The following is a 20,062-nucleotide window of genomic DNA, read 5'->3' as shown; positions in this document are numbered from 1 at the left end:
GTTACCAATTCCAGATGGTGCCATCTTCCAAGCGATTTACCGGAAGATAAGCAGGTTGATAGGGATATTTCGCTGCTAACACTTCATCAATATCAACGCCGTGGCCCGGCACTTCCCCAGGCGTAAAGAAGCCGTCGTTAAATTGATAGGCATGCGGAAATACAAGATCGGTTTCTTCTGTGTGGGGCATGTGCTCTTGAATACCAAAATTTGGCACCCAAGAATCAAAGTGCAATGCGGCCCCCATCGTGATCGGCGACAAATCCGTCGCACCATGAAAACCAGTTTTGACATGAAAATTAGCGGCAAAATCGGCAATACGACGCACATTGGTGATACCACCCGCGTGACTAATGGTAGCTCGAAGATAATCGATCAATTGCCTTTGGATCAGCTCCTGACAGTCGGACAGGCTGTTAAATACCTCGCCGATCGCCAATGGCGTAGTCGTATGCTGACGAATCCATTCATAAGAAGACTGATTTTCTACTGGTGTACAGTCTTCTAGCCAGAATAGGTGATAAGGCTCGACGTCTTTACCTAATCGGCCTGCTTGAATTGGCGTCAGGCGATGATGAACATCATGAAGAATATGTAGATCCTCACCAAATTCTTTGCGAACGGCGGCAAATAAAGAAGGGACGTGATTTAGGTATTTCTCAGTCGACCAAACATGTTCGGCAGGTAAGGAAGAGTCCGCTGGTTCATATGGCTGACCAGGGGTTTTCGATACACCATAGGTGGTTGGTATACCAGGAATCCCGCATTGAACTCGTACTGCTTTGTAACCTCTATCAACATGCTTTTGGACTTCTTCAAGACAAGAATCAATATCTAGCCCTGTCGCGTGCCCATACACCATGACTTTATCGCGACTTTTCCCACCGAGTAGTTGGTACAGTGGCATACCAGCCACTTTGGCTTTAATATCCCATAAGGCCACATCAACGGCCGCGATAGATGTCATCCCAACAGGGCCACGGCGCCAATAAGCGCCTCTATATAAGTATTGCCAGATATCTTCTATACGATGGGGATCTTTGCCAATAAGGGTAGGAATGACATGATCTTCAAGGTAAGCAACGACGGACTTTTCACGGCCATTTAACGTCGCATCACCGATTCCGTATACGCCCTCGTCCGTCTCAATTTTTATAGTAACCAGATTACGACCAGGGCAGGTTACAATCACTTTTGCAGAACAAATCTTCATAAAAGGTACCTGATTATTTTTTTTGGTATACCAAAACAAGAAATTGCACTAAACTTAACGGAATAAAAAGCAAAAAACAAGACCAAAATTCAAATTTGGCATACCAATATAATCAATAAGCATTTGATATTTTGTAGGCTTATTGATTTTATTAACAAAATTAGAAAATTGGCATACCAAAAAACTAAACAAAAGACAGTACTATGGCAGAACGACTTTATAGAGAGATCGGCGAAAAAATAAAATTGGAAATCATAAAATCCAAACTAAAAGTAGGGGATAAACTGCCGACAGAGCGCATCTACGCAGAACTGTTTGGTGTGAGCAGAACCCTAGTAAGGGAAGCCTTCATTATGCTGGAGATAGAAAAGCTAATTGAGGTAAAAAAAGGCTCTGGCAGCTATTTAAAAAGCCAGATATCCAACCAGCAAAGCAGTAAAATCTCGGATGTGGGTCCCTTTGAGTTACTGCAAGCCAGACAAGTACTGGAAAGCTCCATTGCAGCCTGTGCCGCACACTCCATTACCAAAGCAGACTTGAACGCACTACAGGTAACATTGGATTTAGAAAGCTCGGAGCTTAACTCAGTCGAAAAAGCCAATGCGGCAGACCGAGATTTCCATCTTTTAATTGCCAAAGCAACGCAAAACACCTTATTGCTGGATACCGCTACCCGCTTGTGGGATATGCGGGATGAAAACTCCATGTGGCAACAGCTGCATGAGCGTATAAAAGATTCGTCATACCATGGCAAATGGTTGGATGATCATCAGCAAGTATTTGATCAACTCAGAAAACGCAATGCAGAGGGTGCAAGACAGGCTATGTGGCAACATTTAGAGAACGTGAAACAAACCTTGTTTGAACTATCTGATACAGATGCTCCCAATTTTGATGGGTATTTATTTGCCAATCCACAGCATTAATTCGTACGGGATCTCTGATCAGTAAGGTGCTTCGTCTATCTGTTCGAGATCGAAGACACTACGAATTTGATTAATAAACAATTCGCGCGGTTTATTAGGTTGGGCGGTTTTTTTAGTCGTCACGGCGACCCCCAGGTTGTAGTGACGTGTCTGGGTCGCAACGGCGACAATCTGCCCAGCGTCCACATATGGTTTGGCGTACAACTCGGGCAAAAAGCCAATATAACGACCTGATAAAATCAAGGCTAAACGGCTGTCATAAAAATAACTGATAGCCGCCAATTTCACATGGGATATTTGTTCGCTGGCTTGTTCATGATGCTTCAAGCCTGCGTGGGAAGCGGGGAAATGGTCTATCTCTTGTTCTTGCTTTTTCTTCGACATAGCCACGAGCGGATGATCTTTTGCCGCATACACAAAGCAGTTGTCGCTGTATAAATGGATGTAGTCCAAGCCATCTAGCTTACGATGATAGGGAATAAAACCCACATCCGCCTCATCATTGAGAATCATCCTTTCGATATTCGTCATAGACGCCACATTCGTGGTAATAAATACTTCTGGTGCCGCTTGGGAAAAAGCGCGAATCAGCTCAGGGAAGCGGCTGCGCGAATCCAAACTCACTTTATCCGATAAGGCAATGCGCAACTGTCCAGTCAAACTGGCATTCAGGTTATTCACTGTGGTACGAAAGGCGTCCAGCGACTCCAATAATTGTTCCGTCATTTGGTAAATAATGACGCCTTCTTCCGTTAGGGAAAAACCGCCTCGACCACGCTTACAAAGTACTAGGTTCAGGCGGGACTCTAAATTTGAAATATGCAAACTGATGGTTGAACGGCCAATGTTAAGGGCGGTTTCTGCCGCCGAAAAACCACCGCAATCCACCACGGTTTTAAATACCTTTAATTGCTTGATTTCGTAGTCACCAACCTGACCCAACGAATAATTCTTTGTGCTCATGGCTCCCCCTGATAGCGATATCGCACTTTTTGTAAGTCATTATTTTCTTAGTGCAATCCACAGCAAAGTCTACCAGAAGCCTTGATAGAAAGGGGATAGCATGAAGACGAATAGCAGACAAATATCACCACAAATGGATACAGATAATAAGCAGTACTAAATAAGACAACACAAACACACCCAGACCAATCAGCAAGCAAAGGCTGTGATATATAGCAAAGCCACTTTCAATAAGATGGTTACCAGAGGAAGGGAAGCACTAATAGAGTGCATTGATGATTGTTACCTTTACATTTCTTGCTTGATTTTGCTGTACAAGTGCTGGCAAGCAGTAAACTGATACCGCATTTTTACTGTATAAAATCAGTCATATTTGTCAATTTATTGTCATTATATTGATATTGATTAAAAGTCGATCTTTCAACTAATTTTGCACCATATTGGATCTGTTTTTATCCAAGATAGTGCATAAAAAGTAACGCCATTTATTTGATTTATTTGTATTTTTTATAGTTTTACTTTGTTTGGTGAAAACAAAACTTTAGGTGGATAAGGCACGATTTAACCTTTTAATGGTTTTTGAAAACATCGAAATAAGGACGAGATGTTATATTTTTGTCACATTTCTTTGCAAAATCCAATAATAAGGAAGTCACTTCATGCTTAAGACCGTAAAAAAACTAAAACAGCACCTAGTAGCAAGCTCTCTCGCCGTCGCTCTTGGCGTCGGAGCAATCGCTTCAAGCGCCGTTCATGCCGCTGAGTACAACTGGCGTTTTGCCAACCTATACAGCCGAGGCACCGCTTTTGGCGCCGTCTACGAAGATTTGGCAAAAAACATCGAAGTGATGTCGAATGGCCGAATTAAAGTACAAGTGCTTTACTCTGGCGAAGGTGTCGGCTCTTCCGGCATTTTTGGTGCAGTGAAAACTGGCCTCATCACCATGGGGGCACCATTCCAGTCACTCAATGCAGGGGAACTGCCTGCCGGTATCGTCGAAATCGGTCTGCCTGGTGGCACCAATGATGTGGGCGATCTAAGCACGTTGTTCTACGAAAAAGGCTGGGCACCCATTCTGAAAAAAGCCTATGGCGAGCAAGGCCTAGTTTGGCTTGATCCTTACATTCAGCCTGCAGTGTACGTCATCACTAAAAAGCCAATTAACTCTGTTGCCGATTTCAAAGGCTTGAAAATCCGTGCGCCAGGGGCTTACGGTAAATTCCTCCGTAACTTAGGAGCTTCTCCTGTGTCTCTAGCTTGGTCTGAGATCTATACCAGTCTTTCCACTGGCGTGATTGACGGCTCTATCGGCTCAAACATGATTGACCACCGTGATGGCAACCACGTTGAAGTGGCAAAATACATGTACCCATTGCCGCTTGCTGGCGCTCAAGTCTTACCGATCATCGTCAACCAAAGTGCCTGGAATAAGTTGCCAACGGACCTCAAAGCCATTGTCAAAGCAGCAACGGCCGTTCACGCCCAAGAACAAATGACGAAGTCTCGTTTATGGGAATCTCAAGCGGTTGCCGATATGGAAGCCAAAGGCTTGCAATGGAGCCCTGAACCAAGTGCTGCCGATAAAGCCGCTTGGAAAGCAGCGGGAGCCAAACTGATGGACGAATACGCAGCCCAAGATGAGTACAGCAAAGAGCTGATCGATATTCTGCGTAAAGATCAAGCTAATGACTAATTAGGTTCACTCACTTTATCAAGCAGGCAGCCATTGATTTGAGGGTAAACAATGGCTGCCTTTCGCTTTTTTCGTTCCACCCCGATCTAACTATGTTGATAACGGCCTGCCATTCGTCATGTAGTGGCAGGGCAAAGCGCTCAACCTAACAGGTATAAAACCATGATAATGACTGCGATTAGGTATTACTGCCTAGAAGTCCACGCATTGGTGGCTTTCATCGGAAAATCTGTTTCCTATTTAATGCCCATTTTGGCATTTGTCGTCGCGTTTGAAGTCTTTTGCCGCTATGTACTCAGCCATCCAACCGTCTGGGCCCACGATACCGCTTTATTCCTTTTTGGCTACATAGCCGCCCTTGGCGGTGCTTATGTGCAGCAACAACGGGCTCATATTAACGTCGACATTTTATATAACAAAGTATCGCCACGTATGCGCAGTCTATTCAATATGGTCTCTTTTATATTGGCGCTCTTCTTTGTCTTATTGGTTTGCAAAATGAGCATTGGCAAATTCGAAGAGGCGCTGAAGTTTAACTACCGTCGTCAAAGTGAATGGGCACCACACATGCACCATTACTGGCTCATGATGTCCGTCGCCAGTGGACTACTGGCCTTACAACTCGTTAGCGACTGGCTAGAAGAGTGTTACCACTTGTTGACCGGCAAACAACTGCTTCCCGAGAACATCCGCCATACCGAGGAACACGCCTAATGATCAGTATCGAAGTGTTAACTGGCATACTCTTTGTCTGTGTTATCGCCGCATTCGCTTTAGGGGCCCCCGTTGGCCTAGCCTTAGGCGGTATTGCCATGGGCATCGGCTATGCAACTTGGGGGGAGGCTCTTTTTAACGTTATTCCAACCACACTGGAAGACACCTATTTCAGCTTTATCTTGCTTGCCATTCCTTTATACATTTATATGGGGCAACTGCTCACCCGTTCAGGCATTGGCGATGCGATGTTCAACGCCAGTCAGATGCTAATTGGCCGGGTTCGAGGTTCGTTAGCCATCAGTGTCATTGTTGTCTGCTCGATGATTGGCGCAATGGTCGGCATTATTGGGGCGGGCATTATGACCTCCGGCAGTATTGCGCTGAAACCCATGCTGGACCGAGGTTATGACAAACGTTTAGCCCTTGGCGTCATTATGGCGGGCGGCGGCTTAGGGATTTTGATTCCTCCCAGCATCCCCATGATCATGTTTGCTTCATCCACACAGAACTCAGTAGGGCGCATGTTCATCGGTGCCCTGATTCCTGCGTTGATCACCATCGTCCTATTAATCGCTTATGTGGTGATCTCATGTAAATTAAATCCGCAACGTGCCCCACTAGATGTTGCCCCTGACAACCCACCCACGCCAAAAGAAAAATTCCTTACTGCCCGTGATGGCTTGTTGTCTTTGCTGCTGATTATTGCCGTATTGGGTAGCATTATTATGGGGATCGCCACACCAACAGAGTCCGGTGCAATTGGCGTCGTCGGGGCGATGATTTTAGCCATCCTCTTTAAACGTTTTAAACCTCGCATGGTACAAAAGGCGGGCATGCAAGCGGCACTGTTGGTCAGTGTCGCCATGTGGATCATCTTTGGCGCTTCCGTGTTCAGTAACTTCCATTTATTGATGGGGGTACAAAGCATGGTGGCAGGCTTTACTCAGAATTTAGGTTGGCCGCCCATTGTCGTCATCATGATGTTTCAAGTGATTATGTTGCTGCTGGGGTTCATTATCGATGAATTTATCATCGTTTTGATGTGTGCACCTATCTTCACCCCTATTGCGGTGTCTCTCGGCTACGATCCCATTTGGTTTGGTATCTTGATGATTTTAAACATTGAGATTGCCGTACAAACCCCACCTTATGGCTTCGCCTTGTTCTATTTAAAAGGCATTGCCCCTCCGGGAATTACCATGCTGGATATCTACAAATCCATCACGCCGTTTGTTCTAATCAAACTCTTGGTGCTTATCATTGTGATGTTGATGCCAGAGCTCGTGACTTGGCTACCAAATAAATTGATGAGCTAACCTTTGCTAGCGTGGCATTTTTACGGATAAAAACGCCACGCTACGACAGCCCCTAGTTGGGGCTAACAATACCTAAACAGACGCGCTGGGCGGTTTTTTTCGGAGATGGCTGAAAGATGACCTCTTCTTGGATCGTGGGTTTAAAGCCCTTCCATTCATTGGTAAAGTCTGAGAAGGCTCCCTTTTGGCACCCTTCACCCAGCTTGCCTAACACGAGTACCCCCTGACGTTCGATCGCTTGAGCGCTAATATGGGGGTTATAAATACTATCTTGTGCCTTCTCATTCCATTTATTCGTTACTTGAGGGTGAGAACCAATATAAAACGTTAACCACTGGGCTAATTTCGCGCCGCCCACCAGTGTTAATGGCTTTTCTGTATTCAATTCCCAAAAAGTAATCGCTTCATCACTAAAGGTTTTGATACCACTAAAATGCTTACCGGCATTTTTTATGTTCAAAGACATCACCAAGATATAACCCGAAATCAGAATCAGCGCGAAGGCCATTAAAGTATTAAAAGGGCGACGTAGATGCCGCCCAACGTCTTTTGAAAGAAAGCCGACTAAAACCGCTGGTGCCGACATAAAAAAGGGCTGTAACCATTCCGTTAAACGATCCCCTTGATGAAAGCTAAACCATCCCATAATCACGGCTAAAGGCGCTAACAAAATCCCCGCACTCAGGTACACTTTTTCAGGAACACGCCAAGTCAAGTGACCCATTTTTCGTCCTAATAATGCTGCGACAAACAGCAAAGGATAAAAAACAGATAAAAAAGGTAACCAGTTGTCCATACTCAAATGGGGAGACATTTCACTGCCAACCCACTTAACGGTGGCAAAGTTGTGATCGATCAACCAGACAACATTTGGTAACACGAGCGCTAAAAAGCATACGACACCAATGTAGAAGTAGGGGCTTTGCCAGCAACGGCGCACCGAAGGAACGATAAGGGCAAAGAAAAAGATCATGCCCACAAGACAAATAGAGGTGTATTTTGACATGGTCGCCAGACCGAGCAGAACCCCTAATAATACCCACCACTTAGGTGAGTCATACACGGCCTTAATAAACAGCAATCCGATCCAAGGCCAAGAGCCAAATAGCAGGAAGTTATCGTTATATGGAATCACATCGACGTTAATCACAGTCGATAAATTCAACGTCAGCATAGCAAGCCAAGCCAACGGCCGAGAATCCGTCAACTTATAAGCAAGACAATAGCAGCCTAGCATACCAATGCCAGTAACAAAGAAATGGCTAGCGTACCAATAAAAAGCCGACAGTGAAGCCGAATGCAAGCTGTATAACGGCTTGAAAAAAGCCCCGATCATCCAAGGATTTTTTGGACTACCCCATTCATTATTCACAGCCCAGTTTAATGCCTCTATGGCATCATAGGGGACCGCTGGATCCAGTGAAAAAGACGCCAACGCCCAGGCCGTGGCGTAGATAAAACACCAAACACACGCCGCTCGATAGGCATATACCTTTGTGGTAGCAGAAGTGGACGAGGGAAAATACACAGTGGAGAAACGCATAAAGAAATCTTCCCTAAAGAGTTAGTCATACCATCATGACTAAATACGGTAAAACAAAGGATCTCGATATCATTACCATGCCATATCCACGTATTATCATGATGGATAACGGTGTTCGGGTCTTAGAATTTGACCAGTGGTTGGTGCAATATAATCATTAATTAAGAGAGAAAAAAGATACCAGGAGAAAAATAGCTTTTCTTTGCTACATAGAAGATATTTGGGACATTTCCTTGCAATAATGCATCAAAAAAATATCAAATAGCAAAAAAGACGACCCCATTGGATCGTCTTTTTTAAAGTTTGATGAAATGGAATTTTCTCTCGTATAATAAAATAAAAAGTAAATACTCACTTACAATCAATATATTAAGTACGAAAGATAACGTTAAGCCGTATAACGCTTCAATAACAAAGCCGCGTTGACACCACCGAAGCCAAAGCCATTAGATAACACGTACTCCACCTCTTTTTGGCGCGCCACAAGCGGTACAAAATCCAAATCTTCCATACCCTCGTCAGCATGATGCATATTCAAGGTAGGAGGCAACATGGAGGTCATAATGGCTTGGGCACTAAAAATACTTTCAATACCACCAGCCGCTCCTAGCAAATGTCCAGTCGCAGACTTGGTGGAAGAAATAGCAACCTTGGTTACATAGTCGCCAAACACACTACGCAATGCATTGACTTCACCACGATCTCCCACTGGTGTTGAAGTGGCGTGGGCATTAACATAGCCAATTTGCGACACATCAATGCCCGCCATCTTAATCGCCGCTTTCATCGCACGAGCCGCACCATCACCATCTTCAGGGCCGGAAGTTAGATGATAAGCATCACCACTGGTACCGTAGCCAACAATCTCAACCAAAGGTTTGGCCCCACGAGCCAAAGCATGCTCTAAGGTTTCGATTACAATCAACCCAGAACCTTCCCCCATAACAAAGCCTTCGCGATCTTTATCGAACGGACGAGACGCTTCTGCTGGTGCATCATTTCGTGTTGATAAGGCTTTTAGGGCACCAAATCCGCCGATGGACAAAGGATCGATACAGCCCTCGGCACCACCAGCGAGTGCGACTGTCGCTTCGCCAGTCAGAATCATACGCACCGCATCACCGATGGCTTGCACACCAGCGGCACAGGCTGTCACAGGAGCCCCCAATGGGCCTTTAAAGCCATATTTGATGGAGACATTACCTGCGGCTAAATTTGCTAAGAAACTGGGTACTGTGAAAGGTGAAAGACGACGGGCACCTTGCTCATTTAAAATATTGTGGGCATTGGTTAGCGCAGGTAAACCGCCGATTCCAGTACCGATGACGGTTGCCGTCGATTCTTTTTCTTCATCTGTTTCAGGAAACCAGTTAGCCTGTTTTAGTGCTTCTTCTGCAGCGGCTAAAGCATACAGAGTAAACAAATCGATACGTTTGCGTTCTTTGGGCGTCATGTAATCATCTTCATTCAAGCCATTTTCTTGCTCTGTATGGCTTGGTACCTGACCCGCGATTTTTGTCCCTAAGTTTTCGACCATTTCAACTGGTAAAGGACGAATACCTGATTCTCCCTTAATTAAACGATCCCAAACGGCGCTAACGCCTAAGCCTAAAGGAGAGACGATCCCCATTCCAGTAATGACAATACGCTCTTTAATCGACATAATGACCTCTTAGCAATAAATACACATATTGATATTCATTTTGTCGTGATGAATATCAAAGAAAACAAATAACAATCTCGCAAATGATTTCGACGAGAAGAAAGTCTTCATGCTAAAGTAGCGTTATATATGATCAAGATAATATTTAGGAGACTAAATATGCCATACAGTCCAAAGCATAAAGAAAAGACACGACAGAGAATTCTCCAATCGGCGGCAAAACTGTTTTGCGCCCACGGATTTGATCGCGTCACACTGCATCAAATCATGAAACAAGCCAACATGACCCATGGCGCTTTTTACGCACATTTTTCTGGCAAGAGCAGCCTTTATGAAGCGGCCATGCAATTTGCTGCTTCACACGCTTTTTGGGCTCGGGATGACAAACAAACCGAAGGCAAAGAAACTCATCTAAAAGCCATGGTCACCCGCTATCTTAGCTGGAGCCGAAATGACAAGGAGCATCCATCACCACTGGAGTTTCTTGTTACTGATGCTGCTCACACGGAAGAAAAGGTGCGCCAAGCCTATCAAGCCTGTTTCGATAGTCTTGTTGAGCGCCTTGCTGGCATTCTCAAAAAGCGCGGCAGCCAAGACGCTGAAACACTGGCCGAGGAAACCGTGGTATCACTGGTGGGTACCGTTGCGATTGCGCGATCGTTTACCCAACCACTGCAAAATGACTTTTTAAAACGCGCTCAAGAGCGCATCGTCAATCGCCTCAATAGCGGCTTCCAAAAAGAAGACGACAGCGACATAGTGAAAGGCTGACAATTTACCCTAATAAACCCAGTGTGGGAAAGCCTGCTTAAGTTTAGCAAGGACAGTTTCTCTCAAACTCTGAGCGGCGGTATTCAATGTGTCTGCTTGTATAAGACACAGCATCAGATCTGGCAACTTTGGCAACCATTCTTTCTCTAGAACCACCAAGGAAGCAGGGCGGCCGGCAGGAGTACGAACTGTCATGCCTAAGCCCGCTTCCGTTGCAGCCCATACCCCCGATAAACTATGACTAGAGATCGCAACTCGCCATGGAATTTCTCTTGCGTCTAACGCCTTTATCGCCGCCTCACGCAGTAAACAGGGACTTTCAAATAGTACTAAAGGTAGTGGGATTTGCGGATCGGCAAGCGCCTCAGGCACACCAATCCATTGCATCGGAAATTGCCCAATTACCTCAGCCTTTTTCAGCACACTTTTTGTTTCGATATTATTAGCGTCAAGACTTTGCCAGCATAAAACCAAATCTAGCTCTCCCTGTAGAAACCTTTCCATCAGTTTTCCATTACGAGAAACTTGAACATCCAAAACCACTTCGGGATTCGTCCGATTAAATTGCGCGAGCATATCGGTCAAAAACCGTTCACCAAAGTCTTCTTGTAGCCCTATTCGAACAACACCAGATACTTTGGGTTGTCGTAATGCCATTACCGCATCATCATTCACAGCGAGTAAACGTTTCGCATAGGAAAGTAGTTCTTCGCCAGCCGGAAGCAATATTAAACTCCGCCCTGAACGTTTGACGATGGGTTGCTCAAGCTGCATTTCTAATTTTTTTAAGTGAGCGCTGACGGCAGACGTAGAACGGTTTAAACGCTTCGCCGCTTCAGCAAAGTTCCCCAACTCCACCCCTAAGACAAAACTTCGTAGCGCTTCTAAATCTAACGTCACTTTACGCATAAAGCATTCTCACCTTAATAATCCTGTTTTTCAGGACTATTAATACCATATCTTTTGATTTTTTAAACTTAATAAAACCCTTATTCTCATTCTCCAACATCAACTCATTAGCGCACTGATTAGAGGAAAAGTTCATGGGTGAATCATCATCGACTCTCAATAAAGAAACTCTCGATAAAAAAATCAGGAAATCCACAGAAGCAAAAAAAGTATTTGGAGAGATCGCTCCTTTCTTTGCCTTGGTAACAGACGACGTTTTATTCGATCAAGTCTGGCAAAGACCGCAGCTCAGTCCACGAGATCGGAGCCTCATTACGGTTGCCACATTAACGGCTTTGTACCGCACAGAGCAGCAACCATTTCATCTGCAAAAAGCCATCGAGAATGGGGTGAGTGTAGGAGAGCTTGCTGAAGCCATGACACATTTAGCCTTTTATGCCGGCTGGCCTTGTGCCGCATCAGGACTGACAAGCTTAAAAAAGCATATGGCAGGTGAACAACAAGAGCAGACAGAGGAGGGTAAGTAATGCCATTCACACATATTTATATTTCGGCAGATAAGCCAGATGACTACGTCAAAAAAGTCTCTCAATCACTCCAAGAGGCGTTAACCGACTCTTTTTTAGTTCCTCAAAAAGACTGTTTCCAGATTATAAACCGCCTCACCGATGAGCAACGTGTTTATGACAAAGCTTACGCCTGTCCGGTAAATCAAACTCGAAGTAGGGACTGGCTATTTTTTGACATTACAGCAGGAAAGCCTAGAGACAGAAAAACCAAAGAAACATTTTACCAAACGTTATCAGCAAAACTACACGCTTCTGTAGGGCTTAATCCAGCCGACCTGATGATCATCATCTCAACTAACCAGATTGAAGAATGGTCATTTAGCAACGGTGCAATGGCGACCTTACCTTGACCTTAAAGGAGAGAAACAATGATTGTTATGCAATACAGTTTCACTTTACCGGACAATTACGACATGCAAATCATCCGTAATCGGATTGCTGAAAACGGCCATAGATTAAATGGCTTTCCTCAACTTATCTTTAAAGGGTACTTATATTCAATTAAGAACGATAGCGAACTCGGTTCCCCTAAAGAAAACCAGTACGCACCATTTTATCTTTGGGATAGTAACGAAGGCATGACCTCTTTTCTTGCAGCCTCAGGATACCATCAGTTAGAGCAAGACTTTGGGCGCCCTAGAATCAGTTATGAGGTCCCAATTGTTTATGCAAAGAAAGCGAGCCTAACCAGTGCAAGATATCTTAAAAAAGAGGTCATTCACCTCTCCAGAGGGGCAAAGGTTGCCGATATTATTGAACAGGAAAAGGCACTAGACATAGATAGTTTATCTCCCATAGAGCACAATCTAGTGGCTTATGTCAGTAGCTTGAACCCAGAACAATGGCGACTAACACGTTGGACATTGTGGACTTCCCATACGGTAGAGACAAAGAACATGGCAAGCGTCTTATCAAGCGATTGGTTCCACATTGGTTATTTAGCGCAATAGATAGACGTTTTATTCTACCTTTGCTGACAGAGTAAAATGAAACCTACGCTTGCACCAAAGCTTTTTCAACTCAAAAATATTTCACGTGAAACAATGAGATAATCCAAAGCCAGGAGAGCACAATTGATTCTTCTGGCTAAAGCTCGTCCGAAATAGTGGGTCATTGATTTATCTAGGTTTCACTCAAATGCATTCAGGATAAGTAAACACTTACTTATCCTGAAAACTCCAATAAAGAATCTATTTAATCAACAAGCTTTGAGGGTATTGAGTGGTCAAGGTAACGTCATTAGTCTTCTTCTTTATCATGGCGCTGATACCAATCCAGCACATGAGGAGCGAGCTCGCGGCCTGAGACGAAGAAGTGACCGTTGAGTAAGGTTTCTCTTTGGTTATAGCGAAAGGGTTTGCCCTCTGGTGTCACCAGCATGCCGCCAGCCGCTTCGATGATGGCTTGTTGTGCCGCCGTATCCCATTCGCTGGTAGGCCCACGACGCAGATGAAGGTCAGCAATACCTTCGGCAATTCGGCAGCCTTTTATCGAGCTGCCTTTAGGGAGCTCACGCACTTGATCATAAGCGCCTTTAAGGGTTTCTTTTAAATCGGCTGGTAAAGCAGGTCCATGACTACGACTGGTCATCACAACGATCGGATCCCGAGGCTCTCGCATTTTAATGCTTTCAAAGTCCTTGCCATGCCATTTCACCGCCCCGATGGGCAAGCCTTGATACGATTGCGTCACCCCAAAGTAACCCTCGGAAGTCGTCGGTAGATACACCATGCCAAGAATCGGTTGTCCATTTTCAACCAACGCGATGTTAATGCTGAACTCACCATTACGCTTGATAAATTCTTTGGTACCGTCTAACGGATCAACGATCCATAGTAACGTCCATTTAGAACGTTCGGAATAGGGAGCGACACCTTCTTCAGACAGCACAGGAATCGCTGGCGTCAATGTTTGCAAACCGGCAAGTATGACATTGTGCGCAGCCAAATCCGCTGCGGTAACAGGGCTGTCGTCGGACTTTTGTTCGACACCAAGATCCGCACGTTGATAAATTTGCATGATCACATCGGCGGCATCGTGTATTATTTTTTGCAGAGCTTGGAAAAAAGGGTGATGATTTACATCCTGCATAACAGCCTCTAACATAAACTACAAACTGGATCGATATTGTCTCATATGAGTAAAGCAGAAAAGCAGTCAACACCACAAGCAGTTAGATTGGATAAATGGCTTTGGGCCGCGCGTTTTTATAAAACTCGCTCACTTTGTAAGGATGCTATTGATGGCGGCAAGGTGACTTACAATGGGGCCAAGGGTAAAGCAAGTCGTAACGTGGAAGTAGGGGCGTTAATTAGCTTGCGCTTAGGCTGGGATGAAAAGGTAGTCAAAGTGCTTGCTATTAGCGAACAACGTCGCGGGGCACCAGAAGCACAAATGCTTTATGAAGAAACACCTGAGTCCATTGAAAAAAGAGAAAAGCGTGCGATTCAAAACAAATCCTTCGGTGGTCGAATTATGTCAGACCATAAGCCAAACAAGAAAGAGCGCCGTGATATTAAGCAATTGAAAAAAGACATTTTCAGCGATCAAGGCTAGTGCACTTTTCTCTTGGTACGTTTTCCCCTCCAACGTCCTGCACACTAACCCAACGCCTCATAATAGATAGCAATGTAACTAACAGCGTTCGTACCTGCCATTATAATTAACAATGCAGGTACTCAATTCCAACTCCATCAAGGCTTGCATGAGCGCCTGAGCGGTTAATTGTGTTTCTCGAATCAGTGCATCAAAATCCAAAGCTTGGGTGTCTTCTTCTAATATTGTCGCAACCTTTTTTGCCTCATTTGAAAGCAGCTCCGGCAGGGAGGTTAGCGAACGTTTCATATCACCGTCGAGTTTATCTTGATCCGTCATATTAAGATCAGAGGCTTTGCCATGGGAATTTGGCTTTCTTACCAATGTTCCATGTGGAACATTCTGCTTATCTTCATGGGCATTTTGCAGCAGTGTAGGGCACTCACTAAGAATATCGTTAACATTGCGAATCAAAATGGCCCCTTGGCGAATAAGTTGATGACACCCTTCCGATTGGGAATCCACCACACGACCCGGTAAAGCAAACACTTCTCTATTTTGTTGCATGGCGTAATTCGCACTAATCAATGAACCACTTTTTGGAGAGGCCTCCGCGACCAAAACACCCGAACTCAATCCACTAATGATACGATTTCTAGGAGGGAAGAGATGAGCACGTACATCCGTCATTAAGGGGTATTCACTCAGTAGAACACCACCTTGAATTAGAATCGACTCAAACAGTTTTGTGTTTTGCTTAGGATAACGGTGAAGCAAGCCAGTTCCCATCACCGCTATAGTCGGCGTCGCTTTGGCATTGAGCGCCCCTTGATGGGCAGCCGTATCAATGCCACGAGCCCCACCACTGACCACACAAACACCGCGTTTCGCCAGTTGTTCAGAAATTTGCAAAGTGGCTTCTCGACCATAGCCAGTACAGTGGCGCGCTCCAACAATGCCAACTTTTGGCTTAGACAAAACAGCCAAAGACCCTTCTACATACAAAAAAGTCGGTGCCACCGATATCTGTTTTAACGCATCAGGGTAAGCGGGATGATGCTGAAAAAGCATATGATGATCAGCTTTCTCCAGCCACTCTAAACTTACCTCACGTTTTTGATTTTGCTCCTCTGTTAGTTGTCCATGCTCAAGATAGGACATGGCTTCACGAGCGGTAATTTCTGGCCACTTTAAAGATCGTAATAATTCATAGGTAATCGAATGATTAGAGTCTTGACTGGATAGCTCAGACTCAGTTGGTAAATCACTCTCAAATAGATTACCTGAACAAGGCAAGTGCGTTGATTCAGAGAGCGTTGATTCAGAGAAGCTAGACGAACCTGTCGCGAGCTGCTCTAGATAAGTGTACAAACGAGAGAGACGAGAAGGGCCTATGCCAGTAAGAAAACTCAGACATAACCAATCTTCTTCACTGAGAAAAGCACAAGGGTTATTCAATGAACCATCGTTACTAGAAGGAGTGTCATTAGAATGGGAAGAGGGCAAAGTGGATAAATGAGAGACTGTCATGTTGTTGCGATCCTTGTGCTGTATAAAACTAAAGAGAAAACTAAACGACGCCATCCTATGGCATGGCCTTGAAAATCGCATTTTTCAGAAGTTATGTCTAGAAATAGACAGACCCTATCGTGGCAATTCTTTTTTATTGACCAAAAAACCGCCATCATAGCGCTGCCCAATAGGGCAAGTTGCGTTACAATAGAGCCATATCAAAACCGTGCATGAGCACGCAAAAACGAATACGCAGAAAGCACTTGCGTATTATTTAGAGACTTAGAATAGACAAAGAAGATACTGGACAAGATCATGGCTGTGTTACCCGTACTAGAATACCCTGATCCGCGTTTGCGCAAAGTCGCGGAGCCAATTACAGAATTTACTGATGCGTTGCAAAAACAAATCGACGACATGTTTGAGACCATGTACGAACAAAAGGGCTTAGGTCTTGCGGCAACGCAAGTAGACTATCATTACCGCTTGGTCGTAATGGACTTTTCAGAAGATCATACTGACCCTTTAGTATTCATTAACCCTGAGTTTGTGATAATCGACGATGAACCAAACGAGTGCCAAGAAGGCTGCTTATCGGTTCCAGGGTACTACGAGCACATTTACCGTGCGGCAAAAGTAAAGGTAAAAGCATTAGATCGTCATGGCAAACCTTTTGAAATGGAAGTCGACAAGTTGCTTGCGGTATGCGTTCAGCATGAAGTCGATCACTTAGACGGCAAGCTGATGGTGGATTACCTATCACCACTTAAGCGCAATCGTATCAAGACGAAGCTGCAAAAAGCCGCCAAAAAGCGCGACTAATTGCTTGTCATCGTTTCATCTCTCTAGATGTTAAAAAGCGCTTAGCCGAAACGCTTAACTCCGATTTTACCGTTCTCAAAATCAGGCCTTGGCCTGATTTTTTTGTTAAGGAACACAAAATATCATGACGCAAAATACTATAAAATATTCACCACTTCGCATTGTCTTTGCCGGCACGCCAGATTTTGCTGCGGCTAGTTTACAAGCACTGTTAGACAGTAAAGACGCAAATCATTACGACATTGTTGGTGTCTATACGCAGCCAGATCGTCCGGCTGGACGAGGCCAAAAACTCCTTGCCAGTCCAGTGAAACAATTAGCCTTGTCTCATCACCTTCCTGTCTTTCAGCCACTTAACTTTAAAGCAGACAAAGACAAAGCAGAATTGGCCGCCTTAAATGCCGACATTATGGTTGTAGCGGCCTATGGCATCATTCTTCCTAAAGCAGTACTAGATACCCCAAAAATGGGTTGCATTAACGTGCATGGTTCCATTTTGCCACGCTGGCGTGGTGCCGCTCCCATTCATCGTGCTGTGATTGCTGGAGATGATGAAACGGGGATTACTATCATGCAAATGGATGAAGGCTTAGACACGGGAGACATGTTGTTAAAAGCCTACTGCGATATCAAAATCACCGATACTTCCGGTAGCCTTCATGACAAACTGGCCAAACTCGGCGGCAGTGCCCTGATTGATGCTTTGGAAAAAATCAAAATAGGGGAACTGACACCAGAGAAACAAGATGATGCCCTGAGTTGTTATGCAGCCAAACTGACCAAACAAGAGGCAGAAATCAACTGGGATGAACCAGCAACATTAATCGAACGTAAAATACGGGGATTATCTCCTTGGCCTGTCGCCTATACTCAAAGTAGCCAAGGCATCATGAAGATTCATCAAGCTGAACCTGCCGATGTGAGCGCTGATACCTCATCCCCTGGTGATATTTTAGTGGTCAGTAAACAGGGCGTGATCGTCGCAACGGGCAATGGCACCATCCGCCTCACCGAAATTCAATTCCCAGGCGGCAAGCGTATGAAAGTCCAAGACGCATTAAATGGTAAACACAAAGAAGCCATTCAAATTGGCCAATGCTTAGGTCTCAGTTCAGTAGAGTAAATGACATGACATATTCTGATAAGAAGGTCACAGACAACAATACCAATGGGGAAACGTCCATCCAACACGGTGCTCGTCTCGTCGCCATACAGGTGATCACCGGTGTACTAAGCCAACAGGGCTCCTTAAGTACGCAATTAGCTCGTCACCAACAGGATGTCTCTAGCGAGCATATTCCACTGCTTAAAGAGCTGTGCTTTGGTGTTTGCCGTCAATATCCTCTTCTCAATAGCATCGCCTTACACCTGCTTAGTCATCCTTTTGAGGAAAAAGACACTGATCTATATGCCACCTTATTACTCGGCTTATATCAATTAGGCTACATGAATACACCAGACCATGCAGCGGTACATGAAACGGTAGAAGCCTGCCGTTTACTAAAAAAAGACTGGGCGACCAAATTGATGAATGCTGTCTTGCGCCGTTATCAACGTGAGGCAGATGAGATTATCGAGCAATTAGAGGCTATGCCTTCTGTTGAATACAACCATCCAAAATGGTTAGTTAAACGCTTTGTTAAACATTGGCCTGAGCAGTTTGAACAAATCATTGAAGCAGGTAACAGCCATCCGCCCATGTGTGTTCGTGTTAACACAAGTGCCGTTTCACGTGAAACATATCTTGAAGACTTAAAAGAAAAGGGAATAGATGCCACCATTGGTCAAGCCTCACCATCGGCTCTGTATCTAAGATCGGCCATAAAAGTGACAGAGTTACCTGATTTCGAAAAAGGCTTTTCCAGTGTTCAAGATGAATCCGCACAACTCGCCGCTCACATTTTAGCCCCTCAGGTGGGAGAGAAAGTCCTTGATGCCTGCGCTGCACCAGGAGGGAAAACAGGACACTTGCTGGAGTTTGCCGCCAGCCATCAAAACACAGATGCCATTCTTGATCTCACTGCCATCGAGCTAGAACCTTGGCGGTTAGAAAAAATCGAAGCGAACTTAGAGCGTATTGGACTCATGGCAAACTTGCAGTGTGCGGATGCCAGCGATCTATCCGCTTGGTGGGACGGTAAGGCATTTGACAAAATTCTACTCGATGTCCCTTGTTCCGCAACGGGGGTTATTCGTCGCAACCCAGATATTAAGATCAATCGTAAGCCAGCCGATATTAATGAATTATCGGCTATTCAAAAACACATAATCGATCAGGTATGGCAAACCCTCAAACCTAATGGTTATCTTTTGTATGCGACTTGTTCTTTAATGCCGGAAGAAAACGCACAGCAAATCACCACATTTTTAGCAACCCATGATGACGCCATTGAAGTGCCACTGAATACTCTAAATCACAACTTAAAAATTGAGTGGGGGACCGCTGTCCAACATGGCCGTCAACTTTTCCCAACCATAAAAGGCCACGATGGATTCTACTATTGTTTGTTACAGAAAAAACTCTAGAGGAGAAGACCTAGCTAGAAGGCCTAAAGGTCATGCTCGACAAGAATAAATCCAGCTAAAGAAGCCATTAAAAATACCCTACAAAATTGTTCCACATGAAACATCTTTGAATGGGTATTTATTGCTTCGCTCTTGAAGGATTCGAATGAATAACCCAGCTCCAATTCTCAAGGTATCAATGTTTCATTGTTTACTCCGCCAGAGGCGGGAAATTAACCCCGAAGAGATTCAAAAAGATCATGAATTTTTTTGTGCTTTTTTAGCTGATACGGCTAATTATTATTTTGATGTAAAGAGCATTGCGCCTAACATAGAGAGTATGACGAACATGGCTCAAGTATGACGTGACTCACTATACTTCTTAGGTCATGATACATGCGATA

At 44.7% G+C, this 20,062-nt stretch carries 20 protein-coding genes; 13 read left to right on the top strand and 7 right to left on the bottom strand.

Features of this window, described 5'->3' with window-relative positions:
* Position 1 precedes the first annotated feature (1 nt).
* The gene (gene manD / locus AC0VYG_RS00160; RefSeq protein WP_067011846.1) at positions 2-1,213 is read right to left on the bottom strand and encodes a D-mannonate dehydratase ManD; all 1,212 of its coding nucleotides are present in this window, start codon (positions 1,211-1,213) and stop codon (positions 2-4) included.
* A 203-nt stretch (positions 1,214-1,416) separates the two neighbouring features.
* Here manD and AC0VYG_RS00155 point away from each other — a divergent pair, with 203 nt between their 5' ends.
* Positions 1,417-2,139, top strand: a complete 723-nt coding sequence (locus AC0VYG_RS00155; protein WP_067011844.1) for an FCD domain-containing protein — start codon at positions 1,417-1,419, stop codon at positions 2,137-2,139.
* An 18-nt stretch (positions 2,140-2,157) separates the two neighbouring features.
* On the opposite strand, the gene AC0VYG_RS00150 is transcribed toward AC0VYG_RS00155, so the two are convergent.
* Positions 2,158-3,102: a LysR family transcriptional regulator gene (locus tag AC0VYG_RS00150; RefSeq protein WP_067011842.1), complete on the bottom strand. Its 945-nt coding sequence runs from the start codon at positions 3,100-3,102 to the stop codon at positions 2,158-2,160.
* A gap of 659 nt (positions 3,103-3,761) precedes the next feature.
* Here AC0VYG_RS00150 and AC0VYG_RS00145 point away from each other — a divergent pair.
* The 3 genes from AC0VYG_RS00145 (at position 3,762) to AC0VYG_RS00135 (ending at position 6,829) form a co-directional block, all read left to right on the top strand.
* Complete coding sequence (locus AC0VYG_RS00145; RefSeq protein ID WP_475430347.1) at positions 3,762-4,796, top strand: TRAP transporter substrate-binding protein; 1,035 nt, start codon at positions 3,762-3,764, stop codon at positions 4,794-4,796.
* Positions 4,797-4,958: 162 nt separating this feature from the next.
* Positions 4,959-5,510: a TRAP transporter small permease subunit gene (locus tag AC0VYG_RS00140; protein WP_475430346.1), complete on the top strand. Its 552-nt coding sequence runs from the start codon at positions 4,959-4,961 to the stop codon at positions 5,508-5,510.
* On the top strand, positions 5,510-6,829 hold the full coding sequence (locus AC0VYG_RS00135; protein ID WP_475430345.1) for a TRAP transporter large permease: 1,320 nt from the start codon (positions 5,510-5,512) through the stop codon (positions 6,827-6,829). The genes AC0VYG_RS00140 and AC0VYG_RS00135 overlap by 1 nt, the downstream gene beginning before the upstream one ends.
* Before the next feature lie 52 nt (positions 6,830-6,881).
* On the opposite strand, the gene AC0VYG_RS00130 is transcribed toward AC0VYG_RS00135, so the two are convergent.
* Together AC0VYG_RS00130 and fabF are read right to left on the bottom strand one after the other, a co-directional pair.
* Positions 6,882-8,372, bottom strand: a complete 1,491-nt coding sequence (locus AC0VYG_RS00130) for a glycosyltransferase family 39 protein (protein WP_475430344.1) — start codon at positions 8,370-8,372, stop codon at positions 6,882-6,884.
* A gap of 388 nt (positions 8,373-8,760) precedes the next feature.
* On the bottom strand, positions 8,761-10,035 hold the full coding sequence (fabF, locus tag AC0VYG_RS00125) for a beta-ketoacyl-ACP synthase II (RefSeq protein WP_475430343.1): 1,275 nt from the start codon (positions 10,033-10,035) through the stop codon (positions 8,761-8,763).
* A gap of 159 nt (positions 10,036-10,194) precedes the next feature.
* Here fabF and AC0VYG_RS00120 point away from each other — a divergent pair, with 159 nt between their 5' ends.
* Positions 10,195-10,806, top strand: a complete 612-nt coding sequence (locus AC0VYG_RS00120; RefSeq protein ID WP_475430342.1) for a TetR/AcrR family transcriptional regulator — start codon at positions 10,195-10,197, stop codon at positions 10,804-10,806.
* A gap of 9 nt (positions 10,807-10,815) precedes the next feature.
* Here the strand turns inward: AC0VYG_RS00120 and AC0VYG_RS00115 are convergent, their stop codons facing one another.
* Positions 10,816-11,715 carry a LysR substrate-binding domain-containing protein gene (locus AC0VYG_RS00115; protein ID WP_475430341.1) on the bottom strand — a complete coding sequence of 300 codons (900 nt, stop codon included), beginning with the start codon at positions 11,713-11,715 and terminating at the stop codon, positions 10,816-10,818.
* A gap of 134 nt (positions 11,716-11,849) precedes the next feature.
* On the opposite strand from AC0VYG_RS00115, the gene AC0VYG_RS00110 reads away from it, so the two are divergent.
* Genes AC0VYG_RS00110 through AC0VYG_RS00100 form a run of 3 tightly spaced genes read left to right on the top strand, consistent with a single transcriptional unit; the run spans position 11,850 to position 13,234 of the window.
* Complete coding sequence (locus AC0VYG_RS00110) at positions 11,850-12,242, top strand: carboxymuconolactone decarboxylase family protein (protein WP_475430340.1); 393 nt, start codon at positions 11,850-11,852, stop codon at positions 12,240-12,242.
* Entirely contained in the window at positions 12,242-12,634 is a 393-nt protein-coding gene (locus AC0VYG_RS00105) for a tautomerase family protein (RefSeq protein WP_475430339.1), read from the top strand. Before AC0VYG_RS00110 ends, AC0VYG_RS00105 begins: the two co-directional genes overlap by 1 nt.
* Positions 12,635-12,652: 18 nt before the next feature.
* The gene (locus tag AC0VYG_RS00100) at positions 12,653-13,234 is read left to right on the top strand and encodes a DUF4865 family protein (RefSeq protein WP_475430338.1); all 582 of its coding nucleotides are present in this window, start codon (positions 12,653-12,655) and stop codon (positions 13,232-13,234) included.
* 289 nt (positions 13,235-13,523) lie between these two features.
* Here the strand turns inward: AC0VYG_RS00100 and cysQ are convergent, their stop codons facing one another.
* Positions 13,524-14,375 (bottom strand): 3'(2'),5'-bisphosphate nucleotidase CysQ, encoded by an 852-nt coding sequence (cysQ, locus tag AC0VYG_RS00095; RefSeq protein ID WP_475430337.1) that lies wholly within the window; start codon positions 14,373-14,375, stop codon positions 13,524-13,526.
* 45 nt (positions 14,376-14,420) lie between these two features.
* Here cysQ and AC0VYG_RS00090 point away from each other — a divergent pair, with 45 nt between their 5' ends.
* Positions 14,421-14,840: an RNA-binding S4 domain-containing protein gene (locus AC0VYG_RS00090; RefSeq protein WP_475430336.1), complete on the top strand. Its 420-nt coding sequence runs from the start codon at positions 14,421-14,423 to the stop codon at positions 14,838-14,840.
* A gap of 78 nt (positions 14,841-14,918) precedes the next feature.
* On the opposite strand, the gene dprA is transcribed toward AC0VYG_RS00090, so the two are convergent.
* Positions 14,919-16,349 carry a DNA-processing protein DprA gene (gene dprA, locus AC0VYG_RS00085; protein ID WP_475430335.1) on the bottom strand — a complete coding sequence of 477 codons (1,431 nt, stop codon included), beginning with the start codon at positions 16,347-16,349 and terminating at the stop codon, positions 14,919-14,921.
* Positions 16,350-16,646: 297 nt separating this feature from the next.
* Here dprA and def point away from each other — a divergent pair, with 297 nt between their 5' ends.
* The 4 genes from def (at position 16,647) to AC0VYG_RS00065 (ending at position 20,022) form a co-directional block, all read left to right on the top strand.
* Positions 16,647-17,153, top strand: coding sequence for a peptide deformylase (gene def / locus AC0VYG_RS00080; protein ID WP_475430334.1), 507 nt, complete (start codon positions 16,647-16,649; stop codon positions 17,151-17,153).
* 124 nt (positions 17,154-17,277) lie between these two features.
* Positions 17,278-18,276: a methionyl-tRNA formyltransferase gene (fmt, locus tag AC0VYG_RS00075; RefSeq protein ID WP_475430333.1), complete on the top strand. Its 999-nt coding sequence runs from the start codon at positions 17,278-17,280 to the stop codon at positions 18,274-18,276.
* Between the two features lie 5 nt (positions 18,277-18,281).
* Positions 18,282-19,679, top strand: coding sequence for a 16S rRNA (cytosine(967)-C(5))-methyltransferase RsmB (gene rsmB / locus AC0VYG_RS00070; RefSeq protein ID WP_475430332.1), 1,398 nt, complete (start codon positions 18,282-18,284; stop codon positions 19,677-19,679).
* A gap of 145 nt (positions 19,680-19,824) precedes the next feature.
* Positions 19,825-20,022, top strand: a complete 198-nt coding sequence (locus AC0VYG_RS00065) for a hypothetical protein (RefSeq protein ID WP_475449883.1) — start codon at positions 19,825-19,827, stop codon at positions 20,020-20,022.
* The last annotated feature ends 40 nt before the right edge of the window (positions 20,023-20,062 follow it).

The organism is Marinomonas sp. 63XJN7_7_ISO-PGPR-S23-202 (genome assembly GCF_056173505.1).
This window is presented reverse-complemented; position numbering and strand designations above follow the sequence as displayed.